General features: G+C 69.3%; 22 protein-coding genes. 7 read left to right on the top strand and 15 right to left on the bottom strand.

Features of this window, described 5'->3' with window-relative positions; all coding sequences use genetic code 11:
- Positions 1-185: 185 nt before the first annotated feature.
- Together ACFSVL_RS38875 and ACFSVL_RS38870 are read right to left on the bottom strand one after the other, a co-directional pair.
- A complete protein-coding gene (locus ACFSVL_RS38875) occupies positions 186-1,736 on the bottom strand; it encodes an MDR family MFS transporter (RefSeq protein ID WP_378311887.1) in 1,551 nt (516 codons plus the stop codon).
- Between the two features lie 35 nt (positions 1,737-1,771).
- Positions 1,772-2,380: a TetR/AcrR family transcriptional regulator gene (locus ACFSVL_RS38870; protein WP_378311885.1), complete on the bottom strand. Its 609-nt coding sequence runs from the start codon at positions 2,378-2,380 to the stop codon at positions 1,772-1,774.
- A gap of 356 nt (positions 2,381-2,736) precedes the next feature.
- Here ACFSVL_RS38870 and ACFSVL_RS38865 point away from each other — a divergent pair, with 356 nt between their 5' ends.
- The 4 genes from ACFSVL_RS38865 to ACFSVL_RS38850 all read left to right on the top strand — a co-directional run bounded on the left by ACFSVL_RS38865 (position 2,737) and on the right by ACFSVL_RS38850 (position 6,540).
- Positions 2,737-3,627 (top strand): hypothetical protein, encoded by an 891-nt coding sequence (locus ACFSVL_RS38865; protein WP_378311884.1) that lies wholly within the window; start codon positions 2,737-2,739, stop codon positions 3,625-3,627.
- A 51-nt stretch (positions 3,628-3,678) separates the two neighbouring features.
- Positions 3,679-4,275 (top strand): hypothetical protein, encoded by a 597-nt coding sequence (locus ACFSVL_RS38860; RefSeq protein WP_378311883.1) that lies wholly within the window; start codon positions 3,679-3,681, stop codon positions 4,273-4,275.
- 131 nt (positions 4,276-4,406) lie between these two features.
- Entirely contained in the window at positions 4,407-5,150 is a 744-nt protein-coding gene (locus tag ACFSVL_RS38855) for an SDR family NAD(P)-dependent oxidoreductase (protein WP_378311881.1), read from the top strand.
- Positions 5,151-5,307: 157 nt separating this feature from the next.
- The gene (locus ACFSVL_RS38850; RefSeq protein ID WP_378311879.1) at positions 5,308-6,540 is read left to right on the top strand and encodes an LCP family protein; all 1,233 of its coding nucleotides are present in this window, start codon (positions 5,308-5,310) and stop codon (positions 6,538-6,540) included.
- Positions 6,541-6,561: 21 nt separating this feature from the next.
- Here ACFSVL_RS38850 and ACFSVL_RS38845 read toward each other — a convergent pair whose 3' ends face one another.
- The 4 genes from ACFSVL_RS38845 to ACFSVL_RS38830 are packed head-to-tail and all read right to left on the bottom strand — an operon-like array spanning position 6,562 to position 9,212.
- Positions 6,562-7,923 (bottom strand): sensor histidine kinase, encoded by a 1,362-nt coding sequence (locus ACFSVL_RS38845; RefSeq protein ID WP_378311877.1) that lies wholly within the window; start codon positions 7,921-7,923, stop codon positions 6,562-6,564.
- Entirely contained in the window at positions 7,920-8,594 is a 675-nt protein-coding gene (locus ACFSVL_RS38840) for a winged helix-turn-helix domain-containing protein (protein WP_378311876.1), read from the bottom strand. Before ACFSVL_RS38840 ends, ACFSVL_RS38845 begins: the two co-directional genes overlap by 4 nt.
- Before the next feature lie 50 nt (positions 8,595-8,644).
- On the bottom strand, positions 8,645-8,797 hold the full coding sequence (locus tag ACFSVL_RS38835) for a hypothetical protein (protein WP_378311874.1): 153 nt from the start codon (positions 8,795-8,797) through the stop codon (positions 8,645-8,647).
- A 31-nt stretch (positions 8,798-8,828) separates the two neighbouring features.
- Complete coding sequence (locus ACFSVL_RS38830) at positions 8,829-9,212, bottom strand: hypothetical protein (protein WP_378311873.1); 384 nt, start codon at positions 9,210-9,212, stop codon at positions 8,829-8,831.
- A 139-nt stretch (positions 9,213-9,351) separates the two neighbouring features.
- On the opposite strand from ACFSVL_RS38830, the gene ACFSVL_RS38825 reads away from it, so the two are divergent.
- Complete coding sequence (locus ACFSVL_RS38825) at positions 9,352-9,723, top strand: winged helix-turn-helix transcriptional regulator (protein WP_344284560.1); 372 nt, start codon at positions 9,352-9,354, stop codon at positions 9,721-9,723.
- Positions 9,724-9,755: 32 nt separating this feature from the next.
- Here ACFSVL_RS38825 and ACFSVL_RS38820 read toward each other — a convergent pair whose 3' ends face one another.
- Positions 9,756-10,523, bottom strand: coding sequence for an IclR family transcriptional regulator (locus tag ACFSVL_RS38820; protein WP_378311870.1), 768 nt, complete (start codon positions 10,521-10,523; stop codon positions 9,756-9,758).
- A gap of 157 nt (positions 10,524-10,680) precedes the next feature.
- On the opposite strand from ACFSVL_RS38820, the gene ACFSVL_RS38815 reads away from it, so the two are divergent.
- Entirely contained in the window at positions 10,681-11,391 is a 711-nt protein-coding gene (locus ACFSVL_RS38815; RefSeq protein ID WP_378311868.1) for a CoA transferase subunit A, read from the top strand.
- Positions 11,388-12,017 (top strand): CoA transferase subunit B, encoded by a 630-nt coding sequence (locus ACFSVL_RS38810; protein WP_378311866.1) that lies wholly within the window; start codon positions 11,388-11,390, stop codon positions 12,015-12,017. The genes ACFSVL_RS38815 and ACFSVL_RS38810 overlap by 4 nt, the downstream gene beginning before the upstream one ends.
- Positions 12,018-12,249: 232 nt before the next feature.
- Here ACFSVL_RS38810 and fahA read toward each other — a convergent pair whose 3' ends face one another.
- From fahA to ACFSVL_RS38770, 8 genes are all read right to left on the bottom strand, one after another.
- Entirely contained in the window at positions 12,250-13,419 is a 1,170-nt protein-coding gene (gene fahA, locus ACFSVL_RS38805; RefSeq protein WP_378311864.1) for a fumarylacetoacetase, read from the bottom strand.
- Complete coding sequence (locus tag ACFSVL_RS38800) at positions 13,416-14,273, bottom strand: hypothetical protein (protein ID WP_378312444.1); 858 nt, start codon at positions 14,271-14,273, stop codon at positions 13,416-13,418. The genes fahA and ACFSVL_RS38800 overlap by 4 nt, the downstream gene beginning before the upstream one ends.
- On the bottom strand, positions 14,240-15,439 hold the full coding sequence (locus tag ACFSVL_RS38795; RefSeq protein WP_378311863.1) for a homogentisate 1,2-dioxygenase: 1,200 nt from the start codon (positions 15,437-15,439) through the stop codon (positions 14,240-14,242). The genes ACFSVL_RS38800 and ACFSVL_RS38795 overlap by 34 nt, the downstream gene beginning before the upstream one ends.
- A 224-nt stretch (positions 15,440-15,663) precedes the next feature.
- The gene (locus ACFSVL_RS38790; RefSeq protein WP_378311861.1) at positions 15,664-16,203 is read right to left on the bottom strand and encodes a MarR family winged helix-turn-helix transcriptional regulator; all 540 of its coding nucleotides are present in this window, start codon (positions 16,201-16,203) and stop codon (positions 15,664-15,666) included.
- Positions 16,204-16,247: 44 nt separating this feature from the next.
- Positions 16,248-17,582, bottom strand: a complete 1,335-nt coding sequence (locus ACFSVL_RS38785; RefSeq protein WP_378311859.1) for an MFS transporter — start codon at positions 17,580-17,582, stop codon at positions 16,248-16,250.
- Positions 17,583-17,622: 40 nt separating this feature from the next.
- Positions 17,623-19,029, bottom strand: a complete 1,407-nt coding sequence (locus ACFSVL_RS38780; RefSeq protein WP_378311857.1) for an FAD-dependent oxidoreductase — start codon at positions 19,027-19,029, stop codon at positions 17,623-17,625.
- Entirely contained in the window at positions 19,026-19,820 is a 795-nt protein-coding gene (locus ACFSVL_RS38775; protein WP_378311855.1) for an SDR family NAD(P)-dependent oxidoreductase, read from the bottom strand. The genes ACFSVL_RS38780 and ACFSVL_RS38775 overlap by 4 nt, the downstream gene beginning before the upstream one ends.
- Positions 19,813-20,646: an SDR family NAD(P)-dependent oxidoreductase gene (locus tag ACFSVL_RS38770; RefSeq protein ID WP_378311853.1), complete on the bottom strand. Its 834-nt coding sequence runs from the start codon at positions 20,644-20,646 to the stop codon at positions 19,813-19,815. The genes ACFSVL_RS38775 and ACFSVL_RS38770 overlap by 8 nt, the downstream gene beginning before the upstream one ends.
- Positions 20,647-20,663 lie beyond the last annotated feature (17 nt).

The following is a 20,663-nucleotide window of genomic DNA, read 5'->3' as shown; positions in this document are numbered from 1 at the left end:
TTTCCCGGCGGCGAGGGCGCTAGCAGTTTCCCCCACCACGACCGGCCGCTAAGCCCGGAACTCGGTGGTTGCGCCCGGGGCGGCGATCGCGGATCAGCGATCGCCGCCCCGGGCGTTTTTTCATTTATTGCCAAGTCGTGAGTGGCTATGCCGGTTAGAACCGGCATAGCCACTCACGACGTCGTTCAGGCCGCTTCGTCCGCCAGCCTTTCCAGCCCGCTCTTCGTCTTGAGCGGCAAGTGCTTCAGGAACGCCACCGCCACCACCACGAGCAACGCGATCGGCGCGCTGATCAGGAACAGGTCGCTGGTCGCGACCCCGTAAGCCTCCCGGATCACCGTCACGACCGGCGCGGGCAGCTGCGCCAGGTCCGGCACCTTCCCGCCGCCGGAGCCGCCCGCCGCGGCGGGACCGAGCCCGTCGGCGATGAGCGTGCCGACCCGGCTGGCCAGCACCGCGCCGAGCGCGCTCACGCCGATCGACCCGCCGAGGCTGCGGAAGAACGACAGCGTCGAGGTCGCCGCGCCGAGGTCGGCGGCGGGCACGTCGTTCTGCGTCACCAGCACCAGGTTCTGGTTGAGCATGCCCACGCCGACGCCGAGCACCAGCATGAACAGGCTCAGCTCCAGCAGCGACGTGTGCGCGTCGACCAGCCCGAGCAGGCCGAGCCCCGCCGCCATCAGCACCGCGCCGAGCAGCAGGTACGGCTTCCACCGGCCGGTGCGGCTGATCAGCTGGCCGGACGCTGTGGACGAAACCAGCAGCCCGAAGATCATCGGCAGGCTCATCAGCCCGGCCACCGTCGGCGACTTCCCGAGCGCCAGCTGGAAATACTGGGACAGGAACACGGTGCCGCCGAACATCGCGACGCCGACCAGGAAGCTCGCGACGGTGGCGAGCGTGACCGTGCGGTTGCGGAACAGGCCCAGCGGCACGACCGGTTCGCGCACCTTCGACTCCACCCACACCGCGAGCACCAGCACGAGCACGCCGGCCGGCACGAGCACCGCGGTCTGCCAGGAACCCCACTCGAACGTCGAGCCCGCGAGCGACGACCACACCAGCAGCGTCGACACGCCGAGCATGATCAGGAACGCGCCGAGATAGTCGACGTGGACCTCGCGGCGCAGCGTCGGCAGGCCCAAAGTGCGCTGCAGCAACAGGATCGCGGCGAGCGCGAACGGGACGCCGAGGAAGAAGCACCAGCGCCAGCCGAGCCAGGACGTGTCCACGAGCACGCCGCCGATCAGCGGCCCGGCCACCGTGCCGACGGCGAACACCGCGCCGAAGACGCCGGAGAACTTGCCCAGCTCGCGCGGCGAAACGATGGCCGCCATGATCACCTGGGCGAGCGCGGTGAGCCCGCCGCCGCCGATGCCCTGGGCGATCCGGCTGAGGATCAGGATGTCGATGTTCTGCGCGAGCCCGGCCACCAGCGAGCCGACCACGAACAGCCCGAGCGAGAGCTGGATCAGCAGTTTCTTGTTGTACAGGTCGGAAAGCTTGCCCCAGAGCGGGACGGTCGCGGTCATCGCGAGCAGTTCGGTGGTGACGACCCAGGTGTAGGACGACTGGCTGCCGCCCAGTTCGGACACGATCCGCGGCAGGGCGTTCGCGACCACAGTGGACGCGAGGATGGCGACGAAAATGCCCATCATCAGGCCGGACATCGCCTGCAGCACTTGCCGGTGGGTCATCACCGGGGCCGCGGGCGATTCCGCGGTGGACAGGGACATGACAGTCCTTTCCGGACTTCGTGAAGGTGGGGTGGTCAGTGCGGGTCGGGCAGGCCGGCGGCGGCGATGGCGGCGGCCTCGGCGAAGATCTCGAGCAGCGGCTGGGCGCCGTCGAGGGCGGCCCAGCGGCTGAGCGAGGTGTTGAGCACTCCGCCCGCCACCGCCAGCAGCAGTGACGGGAACAGGTCGTTCTCCGCGTCGGTCCCGGTGCGCGCGGCGATCGCCGCGACCATCGGATCGCGCGCGCCGGAGCTGAGCACGGTCGCCCGGATGAGCAGCGACGGATCGCCGTGGATGATGCGCAGCCGGGTCAGCCATTCCTCGCGGTCCCGCTCGATTTCGGCGAGGTCTTCCCGCACGGTCGCGATGAAGGCGGGGAAGGCACCGATCTCCGCGGGCTGCGCGAGAAACCGGGCGATCGTCCGCTCGGCCCGTTCGGCGTGGTCCGCGTACGCGAGCAGCACCGCGTCTTCTTTGACCGCGAAGTAGTTGAAGAACGTGCGCGCGGACACGCCCGCCTCGGCGGCGATGTCGTCGACCGTGACCTGGTCCAGACCACGTTCGTCGATCAGCCGGAGCGCCGCGAGGGCGATGGTGCGGTGGGTTTCGAGCTTCTTGCGCTCGCGCAGGCCGGGAGGAGGCACCTGATCAGCGTAGCGAGACTTTGCAGAGCCTGCAAAGTTGCAGTTTGTGAATCAGAGCACCTCGTGCCGGACTGGAAGCGGGTCGGCATTGCTGGCTTCCGGACCCGCGGTTGTGCGCTCAGAAGGGGTCGAGTTTGTCGGTGCCGGAGGCTATGGTTGAAGCATGGAATCGCACATGTGTTCGATTGTCAGCCTGGATGGCTCTCGTGTGAGTGCACGAGCGAGCCCCTGAACTCCCCTCGCTCAGAGTAACGACTTCACTCGCTTGAGCGACGTTCCGTCGTGGTTACGGTTGGTAGTCTGCTCTGTTTACTGTCGGCAGAGCGAGGGGCTGCGTCGCGATGTTGAGGAAAACCGTGCGCTTCTACGAGTTGCAGGTCGTGAAATCCAGTGGCGGCTCTGATCGGGTGATCACCGCGAATCCCGACTTCTGGCAGAAGATGGGTGACTACGTCGGGAACCTGCCTTCTGCGGATCGCCAGGTCCCCATCCGGGGGCGAAGTGTGTACGGCGAACACCGCCTAGCGACGCGACCAGCACAGCGGTACTTCTACGTTGGTGGGGTCCGGGAGCGAGCTGAATGGCCTGACGGGCTCAGCGGCGCGACTGGCATAGTCGGCGACCTTCAGCCACGAGACCAGAGCACTGTGCTGATCGAGCCGACATACATCGTGCCGTTCGGTGTCAACAACCAGGTCGCGGTTCTGACGATGTCGGCTGCCTCGCCGCGGGTGACCGCCTTGGAGTCCTGGTTCACTGCCGTGCATAAGCGCTCGGACCCGGCTATTGCCTACATGCTCACTCCGGTCGTCAATTCGCGGGTGGCGCACCGGCTGGGCGAGGCGGAAGGGGCGACCGTGCTGCGCGTGACCGTGAAACACGGGTCTGACGTTCCAGAAGCGGGCGGCGGGCACATCGGCGAAGCCGCTCGCGCCGCCCGGTCGGTCTCGCAGGAAACCGACATTCAGCTGGGATGGACGCTGAGTCATCGCACCGGAGACGAACAGACCAAGACCGCGTTGCTGGAGGGAGCGCGATGGGTGCGGGAGGACTTCGTCAGCAAGGCGGAGGTCAACCTGGTGCTGGCGGACGGCGATGGTTTCAAGCGCAGGAAGTACGACCTGCTCAAGCAGCAGTTCACTGCTATGGAGAAGTTTGATATCAGGAGCAATGAACGACCCTCGGAGTTCGCGGTCCTGACCGGTGTCCATCAGGCAATCGACGCGTTCCGTAAAGAGTTCAGCTAGCACGGGCCGGCCACACGCCGTCCTGCCCGTGAGACTTTCGTGGGAGGTCCGGTGAGCGCGCCGATATCAACGCTGGCCAGCGACGAGCCGCCGACTTGGCTCGGGAAGAAGACGCGAGTCATTGTCGACGGACTGGTCGATCACTCCCTCGCCGTAGCTGCTGCGCTGATCGTGCTTGTCGTTGCACACGCCGTCAGCGCAATCTTCTGGCACCCGCTTAACCCGTACAAAAGCTTGGCCTTCGACACCAATACCGGCACCGCGGTTACCCTCTACCTTGGAGCCGCTGCGGCCGCCGCGATCGTCGCAGGGTTCGCCGGAGTCGTCATCGTCTTCACTATCGGCTCTGAAGCCGACCGGATCCAGCGATTCCGGTTCAGGTCCGGTAAAGCGTTGCACATCGCGTGGATGGCGGTCGTCGCCGAACCCTTCGCTGCCACGCTGCTCGGCATTATCGCGGCGATGATCCAGACCACCTCTGGCAAGGCGGTCGCGCCGTGGTTCTTTGAAACGGGGCTTGTGTTGCTTGCTCAGGGCGCTCTGCTGCTGCTCAAGCTTCTTTCCGACGTCGTCGGCATCGTTCACGCGCAAGACTACGAAGCCCACGTCAAGAAAAACCAGATCTCGACTGACGAGCTGTTCGATTAACCCGGCATATCCGGCAGTCTCGATGCGTTACGGCTGCTCAACTGCCCAGGAGGGGACATGGTCGACAGGGCCTGGCTGCTCGGACCGGGGCGGCCGCGGCGTCACCGGCGAAGCTGGCAGACTCACCGACCGTGAGCGGAACGGTGCTGGTACTAGGCGGACGCAGCGAAATCGGGACGGCGGTGGCCGTGCGGCTGGCGCGCGGCGGCGCACGGCGGTTCGTGCTGGCCGCGCGGCCGGGTGCGGACCTCGGGGAGCAGACGGCCGCGCTGCGCGAAGCCGGCGCGGAGACGGTGGCGACCGAGGACTTCGACGCTGACGAACTCTCCGCGCATCGTCCGCTGCTCGACCGGGTCATCGCGGAGCACGGGCCGCTGGAGACGGTCGTGCTGGCGTTCGGCATCCTCGGCGACCAGGCTCGCGCGGAAACCGACGCGGCGCACGCCACCGCGATCGTGCACACCGACTACGTCGCTCAGGTGTCCGTGCTCACTCACACGGCGGAACTGTTGCGCGCACAGGGTTCCGGCAACGTGGTCGTCTTCTCGTCGGTCGCCGGGATCCGCGTGCGGCGGGCGAACTACGTGTACGGCTCAGCGAAGGCGGGGCTCGACGGGTTCGCTTCCGGCCTGTCGGACGCGCTGCACGGCACTGGCGTGCACCTGCTGCTCGTACGGCCGGGTTTCGTGATCGGCCGGATGACCGAAGGCATGTCGCCCGCGCCGTTCTCCAGTACCGCTGACCAGGTCGCCGACGCGACCGTCGCGGCGTTGCGCCGCCGCCGCGAGGTGGTGTGGGTGCCGGGGTTGTTGCGCTTGGTGTTCGCGGCGATGCGGTTCGTGCCGCGCGCGGTGTGGCGGCGGATGCCGCGCTGAACTCCCTGTGCCCGAAGGGGTACCGGCTGTCGCGGCGCGCTCGGCCGAACGGGCAGCATCACATCTTCCCGACAGGTTTCTCAGGCTATTCCCAGCTAACGCGGTGATCCTCGGACGAGGGGGCGAAATCCGTCCCCGGGGAAGCGAGGGGCCGGCCGTGCTGATCACGTCCCGTGGCCGCCGGATCGGCGGCCGTGCGGTGCTCGGGGTGGTGTCCACCCTGGTGCTGGGCGCCACCGGATTCGCGTGGTCGCAACTGCACCGGCTGGACGCGAACCTGGTCACCGCGGACGTCATCGCGCCCACAGCGCAGGTTCCGGACGCCCCGGCCGGTGAACCGCTCACCGTCGCGCAGAACATCCTGTTGGTGGGTCTCGATTCGCGCACCGGGCCGGACGGGAAACCGTTGCCGCAGAACGTGCTCGACGCGCTGCACGCGGGCAGCGGGGACGACGGCGGCAACACCACCGACACGATGATCGTCGTGCACGTCCCGGCGGGAGGCGCGGCCGCCACCGCGATCTCCATCCCTCGTGATTCCTATGTGGACATTCCGGGCTACGGCAAGCACAAGATCAATTCCGCCTACAGCCGCGCCCGCGCCGATCAGCGCGGAAAGCTCGCCCAGCAAGGAATGAGCGGCCCGCAGCTGGAGGTCGCCGCCGACGCGGCCGGCGCGAAGTCGGCGATCGCCGCGGTGCAGCAGCTCACCGGGCTCGCCATCAACCATTACGCCGCGGTCAACCTCGCCGGTTTCGCCGCGCTGAGCCAGGCGGTCGGCGGCGTGCAGGTGTGCCTGAAAGCCCCGGTGCACGACACGTTCTCCGGCGCGGATTTCCCGGCTGGCGTGCAAACCATCTCGGGCACGCAGGCGCTCGCCTTCGTGCGGCAGCGGCACGGCCTGCCCAACAGCGACCTGGACCGGATCGCCCGGCAGCAGGCGTTCATGTCGGCGATGGCGAAAACCGTCCTCGGCTCCGGCACCTTCACCGACCCGTCGCGGCTTTCGTCCCTGGTGGACGCTCTGGAAGGTTCGATCGTCCTCGACCAGGGCTGGAACCTGCTGAGCTTCGCCCAGCAGCTGCACGGCCTCAGCTCGGGCGCGATCGCCTTCGGCACGATCCCGGTGCAGAGCCTGTCCCTGGCCACTCCGTCCGACGGGGACGCGGTGAAGGTGGATCCGGCGCAGGTGAAGGCGTTCGTGCAGACGCAGCTCAGCTCGCCGGACGTCGCGGCCTCCGGCGGAACGGCGGACCCGGGCACGGGCACGGCCCGCCCGCCGTCGAGCGGCGGCAAGGTGCGGCCGATCGCGGAGACCACGAATCCGACCCCGCCGGCGGGGACTCCGGGACAGCCGAAGATGACCGCGGCCAGCGGCTGCGTGAACTGAGCGCACGCCGCTTCGGCTTGCCTAGCCGGGCTGGGCCAGCGGCAGCGTGATGGTGAACGCCGCCCCGCCCTCGGGCGCCGGACCGGCGGTCAGCGTCCCGCCCATCCGCGTCACCAGTCCGTGCACCAGCGCCAGCCCGATCCCGGACCCGACCGGACGGCTGTCGCGATAACGGGCGTTGAGCACCCCGCGGTCAAACGCCACCGGATAGTCCTCCGGCGCGAGCCCTGGCCCGCCGTCCCGGACTGACAGGTGCGCGTGTCCGTCCGCGACCGCCAGCGCGAACACCATCGGCGCACCCGCGGGCGTGACGCGCAAAGCGTTCTCCGCCAAGCCGTCGACGACCTGGTGCAACCGTCGAGCGTCGGCGGTGACCAGCGCGGTTCCCGATGGAGTCTGCACGGTCAGCGGAACATCCGAGCGGGCGCAGCGCAGCTGCCACACCTCCGCGCAGTCCCGGACCAGTGCGACGAGATCGAGAGTCCCGAGGTCGAGCTGGAATTCGTCGGCGCCGAGACGGGCGAGTTCCAGCAGATCGGACACCAGCCGTTCCAGCCGTTGCGCCTCGCGGTGGATGGTCTCGCCGGCGCGGCGGGCGTCCGGGCCCTCGGCGACTCCGTCCGCGATCGCCTCGGCGAAACCGGTCACCGCGGTCAACGGGGTGCGCAGCTCGTGCGACACCGAGAGCAGGAATTCCCGTTGCCGCGCCTCACTGCGGGCGAGGGCGTCGGCGAGTTCGTTCAGCGAGCCCGCGACCTGCGCGACCTCGACGGGACCTTCGACCGGCACCCGGACGTCGCGGCGACCGGCCCGGAGACTGCCCGCCGCGGCAGCCGCACGGCGGAGCGGACGGCCCAGCAACCGTCCGGAGACATACCCGGCGATGGCGGCGACGAGAAGCCCGATGCCCAGTGCCAAAAGGACATTGCGCACTAGCGCGTGCTGCGTCGCCTCCGCACTGCGCACCGGCTGAACGAGCGCGAACGCCGCCTCCGGACCGACCGGCCGCACCTCCACGAGGTAGTCGGTGTCACCGATCGCGACCCGGGTCGAACGGTCCTTTCCGGACGTGAGCCCGGCCCGTTCCGCCGCGCGCACCGCGGTCGCCTGCCCGGAGTTCTGGCCGTTGACCCGATGCACGACGACCTCGATGCCCTGCCCCCGCACCACCGCGGCCACCTTGCCGATGGCGAGCCGGTTGCCGATCCCGGTGCCGTCGAGCTGCCCGGCGACGACGTCGGCCTGGTCCCGCAACGACTGCTGCAGCACGGAATCAGCGGTGCTGCGGACCAGCCGGGACGCGACGAGCCCGGCCACGAGCACCGCGATCCCGGCGACAGCCAGGCATACCACGGTGATCCGGAGGGCCAGCGTGCCTTTCATCCGGCGGCGTAACCGATGCCCCGGACAGTCCGGATTGGACTGTCGTCGCCGAGTTTTGCCCGCAGCTGCGCGACATGCACGTCCACGGTGCGGGTCCCGGCCGCCGCGGCGTATCCCCAGACCGCGCTGAGCAGCTGATCCCGCGACAGGACCTGGCCAGGATGACGCAGCAGATAGGCGAGCAGATCGAACTCGGTGGAAGTAAGCGAGACCTCCACCTCACCCGCCCAGGCCCGGCGACCGGAGACGTCGACGCGCACGCCGCCGCCGGCGAGCGTCGTGGCCGGATTGCCGGACGCGCGGCGCAGCACAGTCCGCACGCGGGCGGCGAGTTCGCGCGGGCTGAACGGTTTGGTCAGGTAGTCGTCCGCGCCGATTTCGAGGCCCAGCAAGCGATCCAGCTCGTCGTCGCGGGCCGTCACGAAGAGCACCGGCGTCCAGTCGCCCGCCGCGCGCAGGGCCCGGCAGATCTCGATGCCGTCCATTCCGGACAGTCCGATGTCGAGCACCACCGCGACCGGCCGCGACCGGCGGATCGCCGCGAGCGCCTTCGCCCCGTCCGGCTCGACCTCCACCCCGAACCCGTCGCGCCGCAAATACAGCGCGGCGAGTTCGGCGATCGCGGTCTCGTCCTCCACGACGAGCACGAGACCGCGGCCAGCTGACCCCATGCGGGCTCCCGTTCCTCCGGACGGCTACGTCGGGGGAAACGGTACGCGCGTCACGGCGACCCGTCTCCCGCCATGTCGGACTGGATCGAGTCCAGCGTGGACTGAACGCTGCTCAGACCGCCGTCCGACGGTGCCGAACTGTCGTCGCACGCCGCACAGCCAAGTCCGACGGCAACGACCACGATCGCGACGAGCCGCTTCACCGGGCTGCTTGACAATGCGCGACGAGCCGCCTCACTTCGGCGCCTGACAGTGCGCGGCGGTGAACGCGTCGAGCTGCTTCGCCGAGTTCGCCAGCTCACCGATCCGGCCCTGCCGCTTGTCCGCCCGCTTCTGCAGCCGGTCGGCCTGTGCCGCGTGGCCCTTCGTGCGCGCGTCGTTCGCCCGGGCCTTGAGATTCGCGACCGACCCGGCGACCTCCGGCCCGCCGTTGATCCGGTCCGTCAGGTGCTGTGCCTGTTTGCGCAGTTTCGGCACCCAAGCCGTGCACATCTGCTGCACTTCCTGCGGGCTCAGCGTGACCGGGCCCGGCGTGTCCGCGCTGGCGACCGGCGCGGCCACGAGCAGCCCCGCCGCGATCCCGCAGCCGGCCAGTGCCAGCCGCCTCGTTCCTCGCATCGTTCTCGTCCTCCCGTGTCGGTGGTCGCGACCACGGTGGCGCGCGAAGGTACGAGCGGTGTGGGACGAATGTTCGGGTTCGGTAAACCCCGCCGGCCCGGGGGAGTGTTACTCTCTCCCGGAGAGCGAGGAGGCCGCCGTGCTGGGAAATCCGTACGACCGCGACTGCCCGACGCGCCAGCTGCTCGACCGGATCGGCGACCAGTGGACGGTGCTGATCGTCGGCGCGCTGGTGGACGGCCCGCTGCGGTTCACCGAGATCGGCAAGCGCGTCGAGGGGATCTCGCAGAAGGTCCTCACGCAAACCCTGCGCAGCCTGGTCCGCGACGGCATCCTCATCCGCACCGCGTACCCGGTGATCCCGCCGAAGGTCGAGTACGAACTCACCCAGCTGGGCCGCAACCTCGCGGAACCGCTGGAGCTGCTGGACCGGTGGGCCCGCCGGAACATGGACCAGGTGACCGCCGCCCGCGCGGCTTACGACGCGGAGAACGCCGCTACCGCCTCGTGAGTGGCAATCCCGGTTCTAACCGGGATCGCCACTCACGAGGGCTGCCGGAGCACATTCGTCAACGTATGCGCCTCCTTCAGCAGCAATGCCCCCAGCTCACCCCTCCGCTCCGCCCGGAACCGTGACTCCACCCCGGTCAACGTCAGCGCCCAGGCCGGCTCGCCGCCCGGTGTGAATACCGCCGCCGCCATGCCCCAGCTGCCCTCGACCACCAGCCCGGGATTGGTCGAGTACCCGTCCTCCCGCGTCCGCGCGATCCGGGTCCGCACCTCCTCCGCCCGGTGCGCCGGGCCCCATTCCGCGGTGAGATCCACTGTGGACAGGTACTCCTCGACCTCCCGGTCCGGCAGCATCGACAGCACCACCAGCCCCGCCGACACCACGCCAAGCGGGAACCGCGCGCCCTCGTACAGCACGAACGACCGGATCGGGAAGTCGCCGTCCTCGCGCAGCAGGCACACCGTCTCGTTGCCGCGGCGGGCGGAGAAGAACGCGCTTTCCCCGGTGGCCGCGGCCAGCCGGTGGACGCTCGCGCGCGCCTGCTGCGTCACGTCGTAGCGCGGGGCGGCCGCTTCGCCGAGCAGGTACAGCTCCGGGCCCAGGTACCAGCGGGCGCTCTGCCGGTCGCGGTCGACGTAACCCTCGGCGGCCAGCGACGCGAGCAGCCGGTGCACGGTCGGCCGGGCCAGGGCGCACTGGCGCGCCAGCTGAGAGGTCGACGCTCCGTCGCGGTAGGTGGACAATGCGCGCAGGACCGCGGACACGCGTCCGACGACGTGGTCGGGAGGCGAGGTGGGCACGGAGTCGAGGGTACGTCCGCTCAGTGAACGCATCGGGCACGGGTGTTCGGTGCACGAGAGGTTTGCCGACGATCCCGGCGTGTCGGTTGACCCGTTTCCCCCGCGCTGGGTTGTATGCGGGGACTGACCACTCACCGAACGAAGTGGAGAGGATGCCGTGCCGACGAAGTACCGCAGCGCCGCGGAGGCCCTCGACGGGCTGCTCGAGGACGGGCTGACGATCGCGGTCGGGGGCTTCGGCCTCACCGGGAACCCGAACGACCTCATCGAGGCGGTCCGGGACTCGGGCGTGCGCGATCTGACGATCGTCTCGAACAACATGGGAGTCGACGGGGCCGGGCTCGGCATTCTGCTCGAGAACCGCCAGGTGCGCCGCGTCATCGCGTCGTACGTGGGCGAGAACAAGCTGTTCGCGCAGCAGTACCTGGACGGGACCGTCGAGGTGGAGTTCGCGCCGCAGGGGACGCTGGCCGAGCGGATGCGGGCAGGCGGGGCCGGGATCCCGGCGTTCTACACCAAGTCCGGGGTCGGCACGCCGATCGCCGAGGGCAAGCCGCACGCGGAGTTCGACGGGGTCACCTACGTGCAGGAACGCGGCATCGTCGCCGACCTCTCGCTGGTCCACGCGTACGTCGCGGACCCGGCCGGGAACCTGATCTACCGCTACGCCTCGCGGAACTTCAACCCGCTCGTCGCGACCTGCGGGAAGGTGACGGTCGCCGAGTCCGAGCAGGTGTCGGACGAGTACCTCGACCCGGAGCGGATCACCACGCCGGGGATTTACGTGCAGCGGCTGATCAAGGCGGCTGAGCGGGAAAAGCAGATCGAGAAGCGGACCGTGCGCGTGCGTGAGGAGGCGTCGGCGTGAGCTGGAGTCGGGACGAGATGGCCGCGATCGGGGCTCGCGAGCTGCGGGACGGCGATTATGTGAATCTCGGGATCGGGATTCCCACGATGGTGGCTAATCATTTGCCGGACGGTGTGCAGGTTACCTTGCACAGCGAGAACGGGATTCTTGGGCTGGGGCCGTTTCCTTGGGAGGGGGAAGAGGATCCGGACCTGGTTAATGCCGGGAAGCAGACTGTTACGTTGCAGCCCGGGGCCAGTTTGTTCGATTCCGCTGAGTCGTTCGCGATGATTCGCGGGGGGCATATTGATCTGGCGTTGCTGGGGGCGTTGCAGGTCGGGGCCAACGGGGATTTGGCCAACTGGACGGTTCCCGGAGCGTTGGTCAAGGGGATGGGCGGGGCGATGGATCTCGTCGCCGGGGCTCGCCGGGTGGTGATTATTACTGATCACACTGCCAAGGACGGGACGCCGAAGATTGTGGAGAAGTGCACTCTGCCGTTGACGGGGGCTGGAGTGGTGAATCGGGTTATCACCAATCTGGCTGTGCTGGATGTTACGGATGACGGGTTGAAGCTGGTGGAGCTTGCGCCTGGGGTTTCTTTGGATGAGGTGCGGGAGAAGACTGGGGCGCCGATCGCGGAGTAGTGCTTGCGTGGGGCACCCCGAAGCCTGAATTGTGACTACGGCGCGGGGGTGTTTGTCAAGGCGGGAAAGATGCCTTGACAAACACCCCCGCGCCGCGTTTTGGCTTCGTATCGGGGTGCGGGGGAGGGGCTGGGCGCCTCGCTGGGGTGGGTGCGCTGGTGCGGTTATAGGTCCGTGAGGGGAACCCTGAGGGAATCAGATTCCCTCAGGGTTCCCCTCACGGACTTTGGAGTTACTGGGCGGGGAGGATGCGGCCGGTTACCTCGCCGAAGCCCAGTTTCGCGCCCGCGGCGGTCGTGGCGGTGCCGGTGATGGTGACCTCGTCCCCGTCCTGCAGGAAGGTGCGGGATTCGCCCTTGACGGTCAGCGGGTCGCGGCCGCCCCAGGAGAGTTCCAGGAACGAGCCCCGTTCCGCGGGGTCCGCCCCGGAGATCGTGCCCGAGCCGTAGAGGTCGCCGGTGCGGGCGGAGGCTCCGTTGACGGTCAGGTGGGCCAGCATCTGCGCGGGGGACCAGTACATCTCGCGGTACGGCGGGCGGGCGACCTCCTGGCCGTTCCACTCCACCGCCAGGTCGATGTTCAGGCCCCACGGCGATGTTTCCCGCAGGTAGGGCAGGGGTTCCGGGGACGTCTGGCCGGGCAGCGGGACCCGGGCCTCGGCCAGGGCCAGGATCGGGACCACCCACGGCGAGATGGACGTCGCGAAGCTCTTGCCCAGGTTCGGGCCCAGCGGGACGTACTCCCAGGCCTGGATGTCGCGGGCGGACCAGTCGTTCAGCAGGACCGCGCCGAAGACGTGCCGGGGGAAGTCGTCGGGGGAGACGGGGGTGTTGGGCGGAGTGCCCGCGCCGACGACGAAGCCCAGCTCCGCCTCGATGTCCAGGCGGGTGCTCGGGCCGAAGACCGGACCGTCCTCGCCCTTGCGCTGGCCGCTCGGGCGGACGACGTCGGTGCCGGACACATACACCGTTCCGGCGCGGCCGTGGTAGCCGACCGGGAGGTGTTTCCAGTTGGGCAGCAACGGTTCCGCGTCCGGACGGAACAGGCGGCCGACGTTCGACGCGTGGTGTTCGGACGCGTAGAAGTCCACGTAGTCGGCGACTTCGATCGGCAGGTGCAGCTTCACGTCGGCCACCGCGTGCACGGCTTCGGCAGGCACGTCGCCGGTCACCAGCGTCTGGAGGCGCGTGCGGACCTCGACCCAGCGGTCGTAGCCCTGCGCCATGAAGGCGTTGAGCGTCGGCTCGGCGAAGACCGCGTCGCCGAGGGCGATCGACAGGTCCAGCACGTGCTCGCCCACGCGCACGCCCACTCGCGGGCTGCCGTCGCCTGCCGAGAAGACGCCGTACGGCAGGTTTTCGACGCCGAAGGGGGAGCCGGCGGGGATGTCGAGCACGGTCATGCGGTGGCTCCGATCAGGCCTAGGCCGGTCAGTTCAGTGAGCGGGTCGGTGATGCTGCAGGTGCCGAAGGACGTGAACTGCGCGCGGGCCGCGGCCAGGCGGTCCGGGGCCAGCGCGCGGATGCGGTCGGCGACCGTCGTGGCGTCGCGTTCGGCAAGCAGCGCAACGACTTCCTCGTCTTCCGCACCGCGGTCGACGGCCTCGGCGGCGAGCAGGAGGTTCAGGAAACCGTGCTGTTCGAAGCCGGTCGCCGGGTCCGTGTTGCGGATCGCGTGGTGCAGGCCGGCGGTCGCCTTGAACGGGACGCCTGCCTCGGCGGTCGCCCGGATCGCGGCGGCGAGTTCGGCCTCATCCGGGTAGTACTCGGCGGACGTGCCGCCGGTGCGGAATTTGGCCTTGTGCGGGGTTCCGGAAAGCGCCCGCAGCAAGGGAACCCGGCGGTCGTCGCGGGGGATTTCCACGGCGATCGGGACCGGGCAACCGTCCACAGCGGACAGAAACTCGGCGGCGTCCATTCCTTGCGGCACCGCGATTTCCAGCGATTCGATCGACACCGGCAGGCCGTCGACGGCCTTGAGCACGTCGGCGATCCCCGCCGGACCGGCGGGCAGCGTCACGGTGAGCGGCAGGGTCGTTTCGCGGCCCTTGACGACCTCGGCGAGTTCCGCCAGGCCGGACGCGGCGACGACCAGCGGGCCGACCATCGCGGCGTACCCAGAAGCAGTGTGCCGGTCGTGCGCGGCGACGGCGTCCGGCAGCGGCGCGAGGCCGGGCGGGAAGACCGCCGCGTTGTCCAGCAGGCCGCGGGTCAGTGCGTCGGTCACGACTGCGGTCCCCGTCCTGCCCAGGTCCAGGCGTAGCCGGGGTCGTCGCTCACGTGGCCGCCCTCGCCGATTTCCAGCGGGCGGAACGTGTCGACCATGACGGCCAGCTCGTCGAAGAACTCCGCGCCGAGCGAACGCTCCACCGCGCCCGGCTGCGGGCCGTGGCTGTGCCCGCCGGGGTGCAGGCTGATCGAGCCCTGTCCGATGCCGGAGCCCTTGCGCGCCTCGTAGTTCCCGCCGCAGTAGAACATCACCTCGTCGGAGTCCACATTGGAATGGTAGTAGGGCACCGGGATCGAGAGCGGGTGGTAATCGACCTTGCGCGGGACGAAATTGCAGATGACGAAGTTGTTGCCCTCGAAAACCTGGTGCACGGGCGGCGGCTGGTGCACGCGGCCGGTGATGGGCTCGAAGTCGGAGACGTTGAACGTGTACGGGTAGAGGCAGCCGTCCCAGCCGACCACGTCGAACGGGTGCGTCGGGTACACGTAGCGCGTGCCGACGACGCCGCGCGAGCCGCGGTGCTTCACCAGCACCTCGACGTCGGTGCCTTCGGCGAGCAGCGGTTCGGCCGGGCCGTGCAGGTCGCGCTCGCAGTACGGCGCGTGCTCCAGCAACTGGCCGTAGCGCGACAGGTAGCGCTTCGGCGGCGCGATGTGCGAGTTCGCCTCGATCACGTAGGCGCGCAACGGTTCCGCGCCCTTCGGCACCCAGCGGTGCGTGGTGGCGCGGGGGAGGAGCACATAGTCGCCGGCTCGGGCGGGCAGCGCGCCGAACACCGTCTCGACCACCGCTTCGCCGGACTCGACGTACACGCATTCGTCGCCGATCGCGTTGCGGTACAACGGCGAAGCCTCGCCGGCGGCGACGTAGGAGATCCGCACGTCGCCGTTGCCGAGCACCAGGCGACGGTTGGAGACGACGTCCGCGCTCTTCCATTCCTCGCCCGGGAAAAGCGTGTGCAGCTTGAGGTGCAACGGCTTGAGCGGGCGGTTCTCGGTGAGCGTCTGGTCCGGCAGCTCCCACGGCGTCGCGTCCACGATCGCGGACGGGATGCCGCGGTGGTAGAGCAGCGACGAGTCGGAGGAGAAGCCCTCCTCGCCCATCAGCTCCTCGGAATAGAGCCCGCCTTCGGGCGTGCGGTGCTGCGTGTGCCGCTTAGGCGGGATGCTGCCCGCGCTGCGGTAGTAGGCCATGGGTCGCCTCCTCGGCGCGAAGTGATTAAAGTATGTACTACTTTGCGTCCAGCGTAGTCCACCTGCCCAGCCGGCGAAAGGGCCTGCGCCCGGCCAGCGGTCCCAAGGTCCGTGAGGGGAACCCTGGGGGAATCAGAGTCCGTGAGGGTTCCCCTCACGGACGGCCAAACCCGCTCCCGTCGGCCTGGCAGGCCAGCGGACTTTTCGTGGGGCCAGTGAAAGGGTCAGCGGCGGGTGGCGAAGCCGGCCCGGCCGGAGATGAGCTTGTCCAGCAGCATCACCAGCACGCGCTGCTCGGCCTCGGTGAGCACCTCGACCCACCCGGCCTCGCGTTCGTTCTGCGCCTCGAACACTTCGAGCATCTCGGCCTGCCCGGCCTCGGTGAGCGAAAGCCGCACTGAGCGGCCGTCCGTCTCGCCTGGCGTCCGCGTCAGCAAACCTTCGCTGACCAGGGTTTTCGCCAGATTCGACACCGCTGCCCGGCTCATCCCGGTGAGCCGCGCGGCGGCGGACGGTTCGAGCGGCCCGGCCAGCCACACCACGAACAGGACCCGGAACGCCGACCACGACCGCCCGCGCGGCCGGTGCACGGCGGATTCGAGGTCGTAGGTCACCAGGTTCGACGCCCGGTTCAGGGTCAGCAGCACCTCGGTCGCGAGCTGGTGACGGAACCCGAATTCCTCGGACAGCCTGCGGTTGGCCAGCGCGATGAACGACCAGAAGTCGAGCGAGTCCGGGTCCGGCGGCGCGGTGGCGTCCTGCATGGACAAGCACGGTACCCGCGCCGCCGGGATAATCAAACTCGAAACTACTTCACCGGCCGGGCGAGACGGGCCCCGGCGTCGCGCGGCACCTTCAGGAACGCCAGCATCACCGCCGCGACGACCAGGCAGCCGATCGGGAAGTACAGCCCGATCGTCACGTCGCTCTCGGTGGCCGCGAGCCCGATCGCGTAAGGCCCGAAGAATCCGCCGAGCGCGGCGATCGAGTTGATCGCGGCCAGCCCGACCGCGGTGTGCTCCTTCGACAGCACGCGCGCGGCCATCGCCCAGTACGGCGCGAGGTAGCCGAGCACGCCGATCGCCGCCAGCGACAGGCTGACCAGCGATAACGTCGGCACGGTCTTGAACTGGATCGCGCCGAAGAACCCGATCGCGGCCACCAGCACGGTGGCGATCACGTGGCCCTTGCGCTCGCCGGTGCGGTCGGAGTTGCGGGCGAGCAGCAGCATGCCGATCGCGCCGACCACGTACGGGATCGCGCCGAGCAGCCCGATGTTGGTGGAGGAGTACTTCGGGTCGAGCTGTTTCACGATCAGCGGGAGGAAGAACGTCAGCCCGTACAGGCCGCAGGCGATGAAGAGGTTGGAAATCGCCAGCAGCAGGACCTTGCCGTCGCGCACCGCGCGCAGCTGGCCGAGGAACGTTTCCTTCTCCTCGGGCACGTACTCGCGGTCGATCTCGGCCTGCAGCCAGGTGCTTTCCTCGGCGGTCAGGAACTTCGCGTCGGCGGGCTTGTTCGGCAGGTAGAAGAAGGTCAGCAGGCCGATCAGCACCGCGGGCGCGCCCTGCAGGATGAACACCCACTGCCAGCTGCTCATGCCGAACCAGTGCACGTGGTCGAGGATCCAGCCGCCGAACAGGCTGCCGAGGATCAGCGCGATCGGCTGCGCGAGCGCGAGCGTCGCGATGGCCCTGCCGCGCTCCTTGCCGCGGAACCAGAAGGTCAGGTACAGCAGCAGCCCGGGGAACAGGCCCGCCTCGGCGATGCCGAGCAGGATCCGCGCGATCATCAGGTGCGTCACGCTCGCGACGAACCCGGTCACCACGGTCACGATGCCCCAGCTGACCGCGATCCGGCTGAGCCACAGCCGGGCCCCGACCTTCTTCATGATCATGTTGCTGGGGACCTCGAACACCACGTAGGCGAGGAAGAAGATCGCCGACGCGACGCCGAAGGTCGCGGCCGTGATGGTGAGTTCCTTGGCCATGCCGAGCTGGGCGTAGCCGATGTTCGCCCGGTCCATGTAGTTGAAGATGTAGAGCAGCAGGACGATCGGCATGACGCGGACGCCGACCTTGCGGACGGTGCGTCTGGCCAGCGGGGAGTCCGCCGTGGTGGCGGCTGCGGCGGGGACGGACATGGGGGTTCTCCTCGACGGTGAGCAGTAACTCTAGAGGGGGTCAAGCAGCGGCGGAGCGACCGGCGATCCGGCCCATGGTGACGGCGTTGGCGACCGCGTTGCCGCCGCCGACGTAGCGGAAGCCGAGCACTCCGGCCCCGGCCTCGCCCGCGGCGAACAGCCCGGGCACGCGGTCGCCGCGGACATCCAGCACGGCGGCGCTGGAGTCGATCTCCAGCCCGGCGTGCGTGCAGACCAGTTCGGCGGGCAGCGTGCGGGCGGCGAAGAACGGTCCGGTCGCGATTTTCGCGGGCGGTTCGGTCGCGCCCTTCGCGGACAGCGTTTCGTGCCGCAGGAACTCCGGGTCCTCGCCGGTGGGCAGCTGGGCGTTCCATCTGTCCACAGTGGCCTGGAGGGCGTCGGCGGGCACGTTCATCTTGCCCGCCAATTCCTCCAGCGTGTCGGCGCGCAGGGTGCGGCCGGCGTCCGCTTCGGACAGTACGTGCTCGGCGTTCCAGTGCGCGTAGCCCGGCGGGAGATCGCGGCGCGCTCGGTCGTCGAAGACCATCCACACTGGACCGTCCTGCGCGGAGATGATGCCGCTGGATACCGCGTAGGAGGCGTCCTCGTCCATGAACCGGCGGCCGTGCGCGTTCACCAGCACGCGCGAGCGCGGCGGGAAACCGGACTGCCAGTGGTGCAGGCGCTGGAAGTACGCGGTCGGCAGCAGCAATCCCCAGCCCTCGCCGGTGATCGAGGCCGAAACCTGCTCGCCGAACGCGAAGTGGTCGCCTCGTGAACCGGGCGCGGCGACGACGAACAGGTCCTCGCCCGCCGCGTCCGCGTCCGGGTAGTGCCGCGAGCGCAGGGCCGGGTCCTGGGCGAACCCGCCGCTGGTCACGATCACCGCGTTCGCGCGGACCTCGATGCCGTCGGCGACCACGCCGGCGACCCGGCCGTCCTCCACGAGCAGCCGTTCGACCCGGGTGTTCAGCACCGCCTCAGCGCCGGCCTTGCGACGCGCGCGGTCGAGCACCTGGACGAGGCCGTAGCCCTGGTCCTTCGGCACGTGCCCGCGCCAGACGTCCTCGACGCCCGCGCGGGTCAGGCCCGGCGTGTGCGCGTCGTGCGAAACCTTCGCCGGGATCTCCGCGCCCAACCCGATCAGCCATTCGACGGCCGGACCGGCCTCGCGGCAGAACGTCTTGAGCAGACCGGGTTTCAGCTGCCATTGGTTGAGGTCGAGGTAGTGCTGGAAGAACCGCTCCGGCGTGTCCTCGATGCCCAGCTCGCGCTGGACGCTCGTGCCCGCCGCGGTGAGCATGCCCGCGGACAGCTGGGTCGAGCCGCCGAGTTCCTTCTCCGACTCGAACAGCATCACCGAGGCACCGTGCTCGGCCGCGGACACAGCGGCGGCCAATCCCGCGCCGCCTCCGCCGATCACTACGACGTCCGTGTCGACGCTCATCCCAGATCACCTCCGGCTTCGGCGAGAATGCGATGGTAGAGACCGTTCGAGACGAGACCACCGTCCACAGTGACCTCGCTTCCGGTCAAGTAGGTGGACCGGTCCGACAGCAGGAACAGCACCGCTTCGGTGATTTCCTTCGGGTCGGCCATCCTCCCGGCGGGCACACTGTCCACAGCGGACTTGACGAACGCGTCCGCTCCGGCCAGCAGCCCGGTGTCGACCAGTCCGGGATGGACGGAGTTGACCCGGATCCGCCACTTCGCGAAATTGCCCGCGGCGGACTTCGACAGCCCGGTCAGCCCCCATTTGCTCGCCGAGTAGGCGGGGGAGAAGTACCCGATCTGGCCGGAGATCGACGAGATGTTCACGATCGAACCGCCGCCCGAATCGCGCATCAGCGGCGCGGCCGCGCGCATCCCGTGGAACGGGCCGGACAGGTTCACCGCGAGCACACGGTCCCAGACCTCCGCGGTGGTGTCCTGGAATTCCAGCCGCCGCGAGATCCCGGCGTTGTTCACGAGCCCGCCGAGCGAACCGTGTTCGGCGCGGATCCGGTCGAGCACGCGAGTCCACTGTGCTGGCTCGACCACGTCCATTGTGTACGGAGTGGCCGCACCGCCCGACGCGCGAATCTCGTCCGCGATTTCGTCCGCACCAGCGAAATCCGCGACGCAGACGTGCACGCCACGCTCGCCGAGCGCGCGGGCGTGTTGCGCGCCCATCCCGTTCGCCGCGCCCGTCACGAGCACGACGTCCGGGTAGCGCACGGCTTCGGTGGCGTCAGACATGCCGGGAGCCGCCGTCGACCGCGAGGCTGTGCCCGGTCACGTACCGCGAGCTGTCCGAGAGCAGGAACAGCAGGACGCTGCACACCTCTTCCGGCGAACCGATCCGGTGCAGCGGCACCGCGTCCAGCGCCTTCGCGAGCGCTGGGGCGTCGTCCTGGATCCAGCGGGTCATTTCGGTGTCGATGTAGCCCGGGGCAATGGCATTGACCCGGATGCCCTGGTCGCCGAGTTCCACCGCGAGCGATTCGGTGAGGTGCGCGACGGCCGCCTTGGAACTGCAGTACGCCGCGCGGCCCTTGCGCACCCGGACCGCGGACACCGACGCCATGTTGACGATCGCGCTGCCCGGTTCCATCCGCGCGGCCGCGGCCTGCGCGCCGAACAGCACGCCCTCGACGTTCACCGAAAGCGTCGACCGGATCTGCTCCGGGGTGATGTCGGGAACCTCGGCGTACGGGAAGATTCCGGCGTTGTTGACCCAGAAGTCGATGCGGCCGAACTCGTCGATCGCGCGCTGGGCGAGCGCGACGTGGTCCTCGGCGCGGGTGACGTCCAAAGCGGACGCGACGACGCGGCCCGGCTTGTCCTCAATGGACTCGGCGGCCAGTGCGGCGGTGAGGTCGTCGGCGGTGGCGGCCATCGCGGCGACGTCGAGGTCGCCGCCCACCACGTGCACCCCGCGCGTGGCGAGACCGGCGGCGAACCGCGCGCCCATGCCGCGGGCCGCGCCGGTGACCACGGCGACCTTGCCCGGCATCTCCGGGTAACGCGCGGTCGCGGGCTGGTGCAGCACCCGGCCGGGGCCGGTGGGCTCGAGAGTGGTCATCTGGGTCTTCTCCTCGT

It is taken from the genome of Amycolatopsis silviterrae, assembly GCF_042684085.1.
Taxonomy (GTDB): Bacteria; Actinomycetota; Actinomycetes; order Mycobacteriales; family Pseudonocardiaceae; genus Amycolatopsis; species Amycolatopsis silviterrae.
The sequence above is the reverse complement of the archived record's forward strand: the minus strand, read 5'-3'. Positions and strand labels throughout refer to the sequence as shown.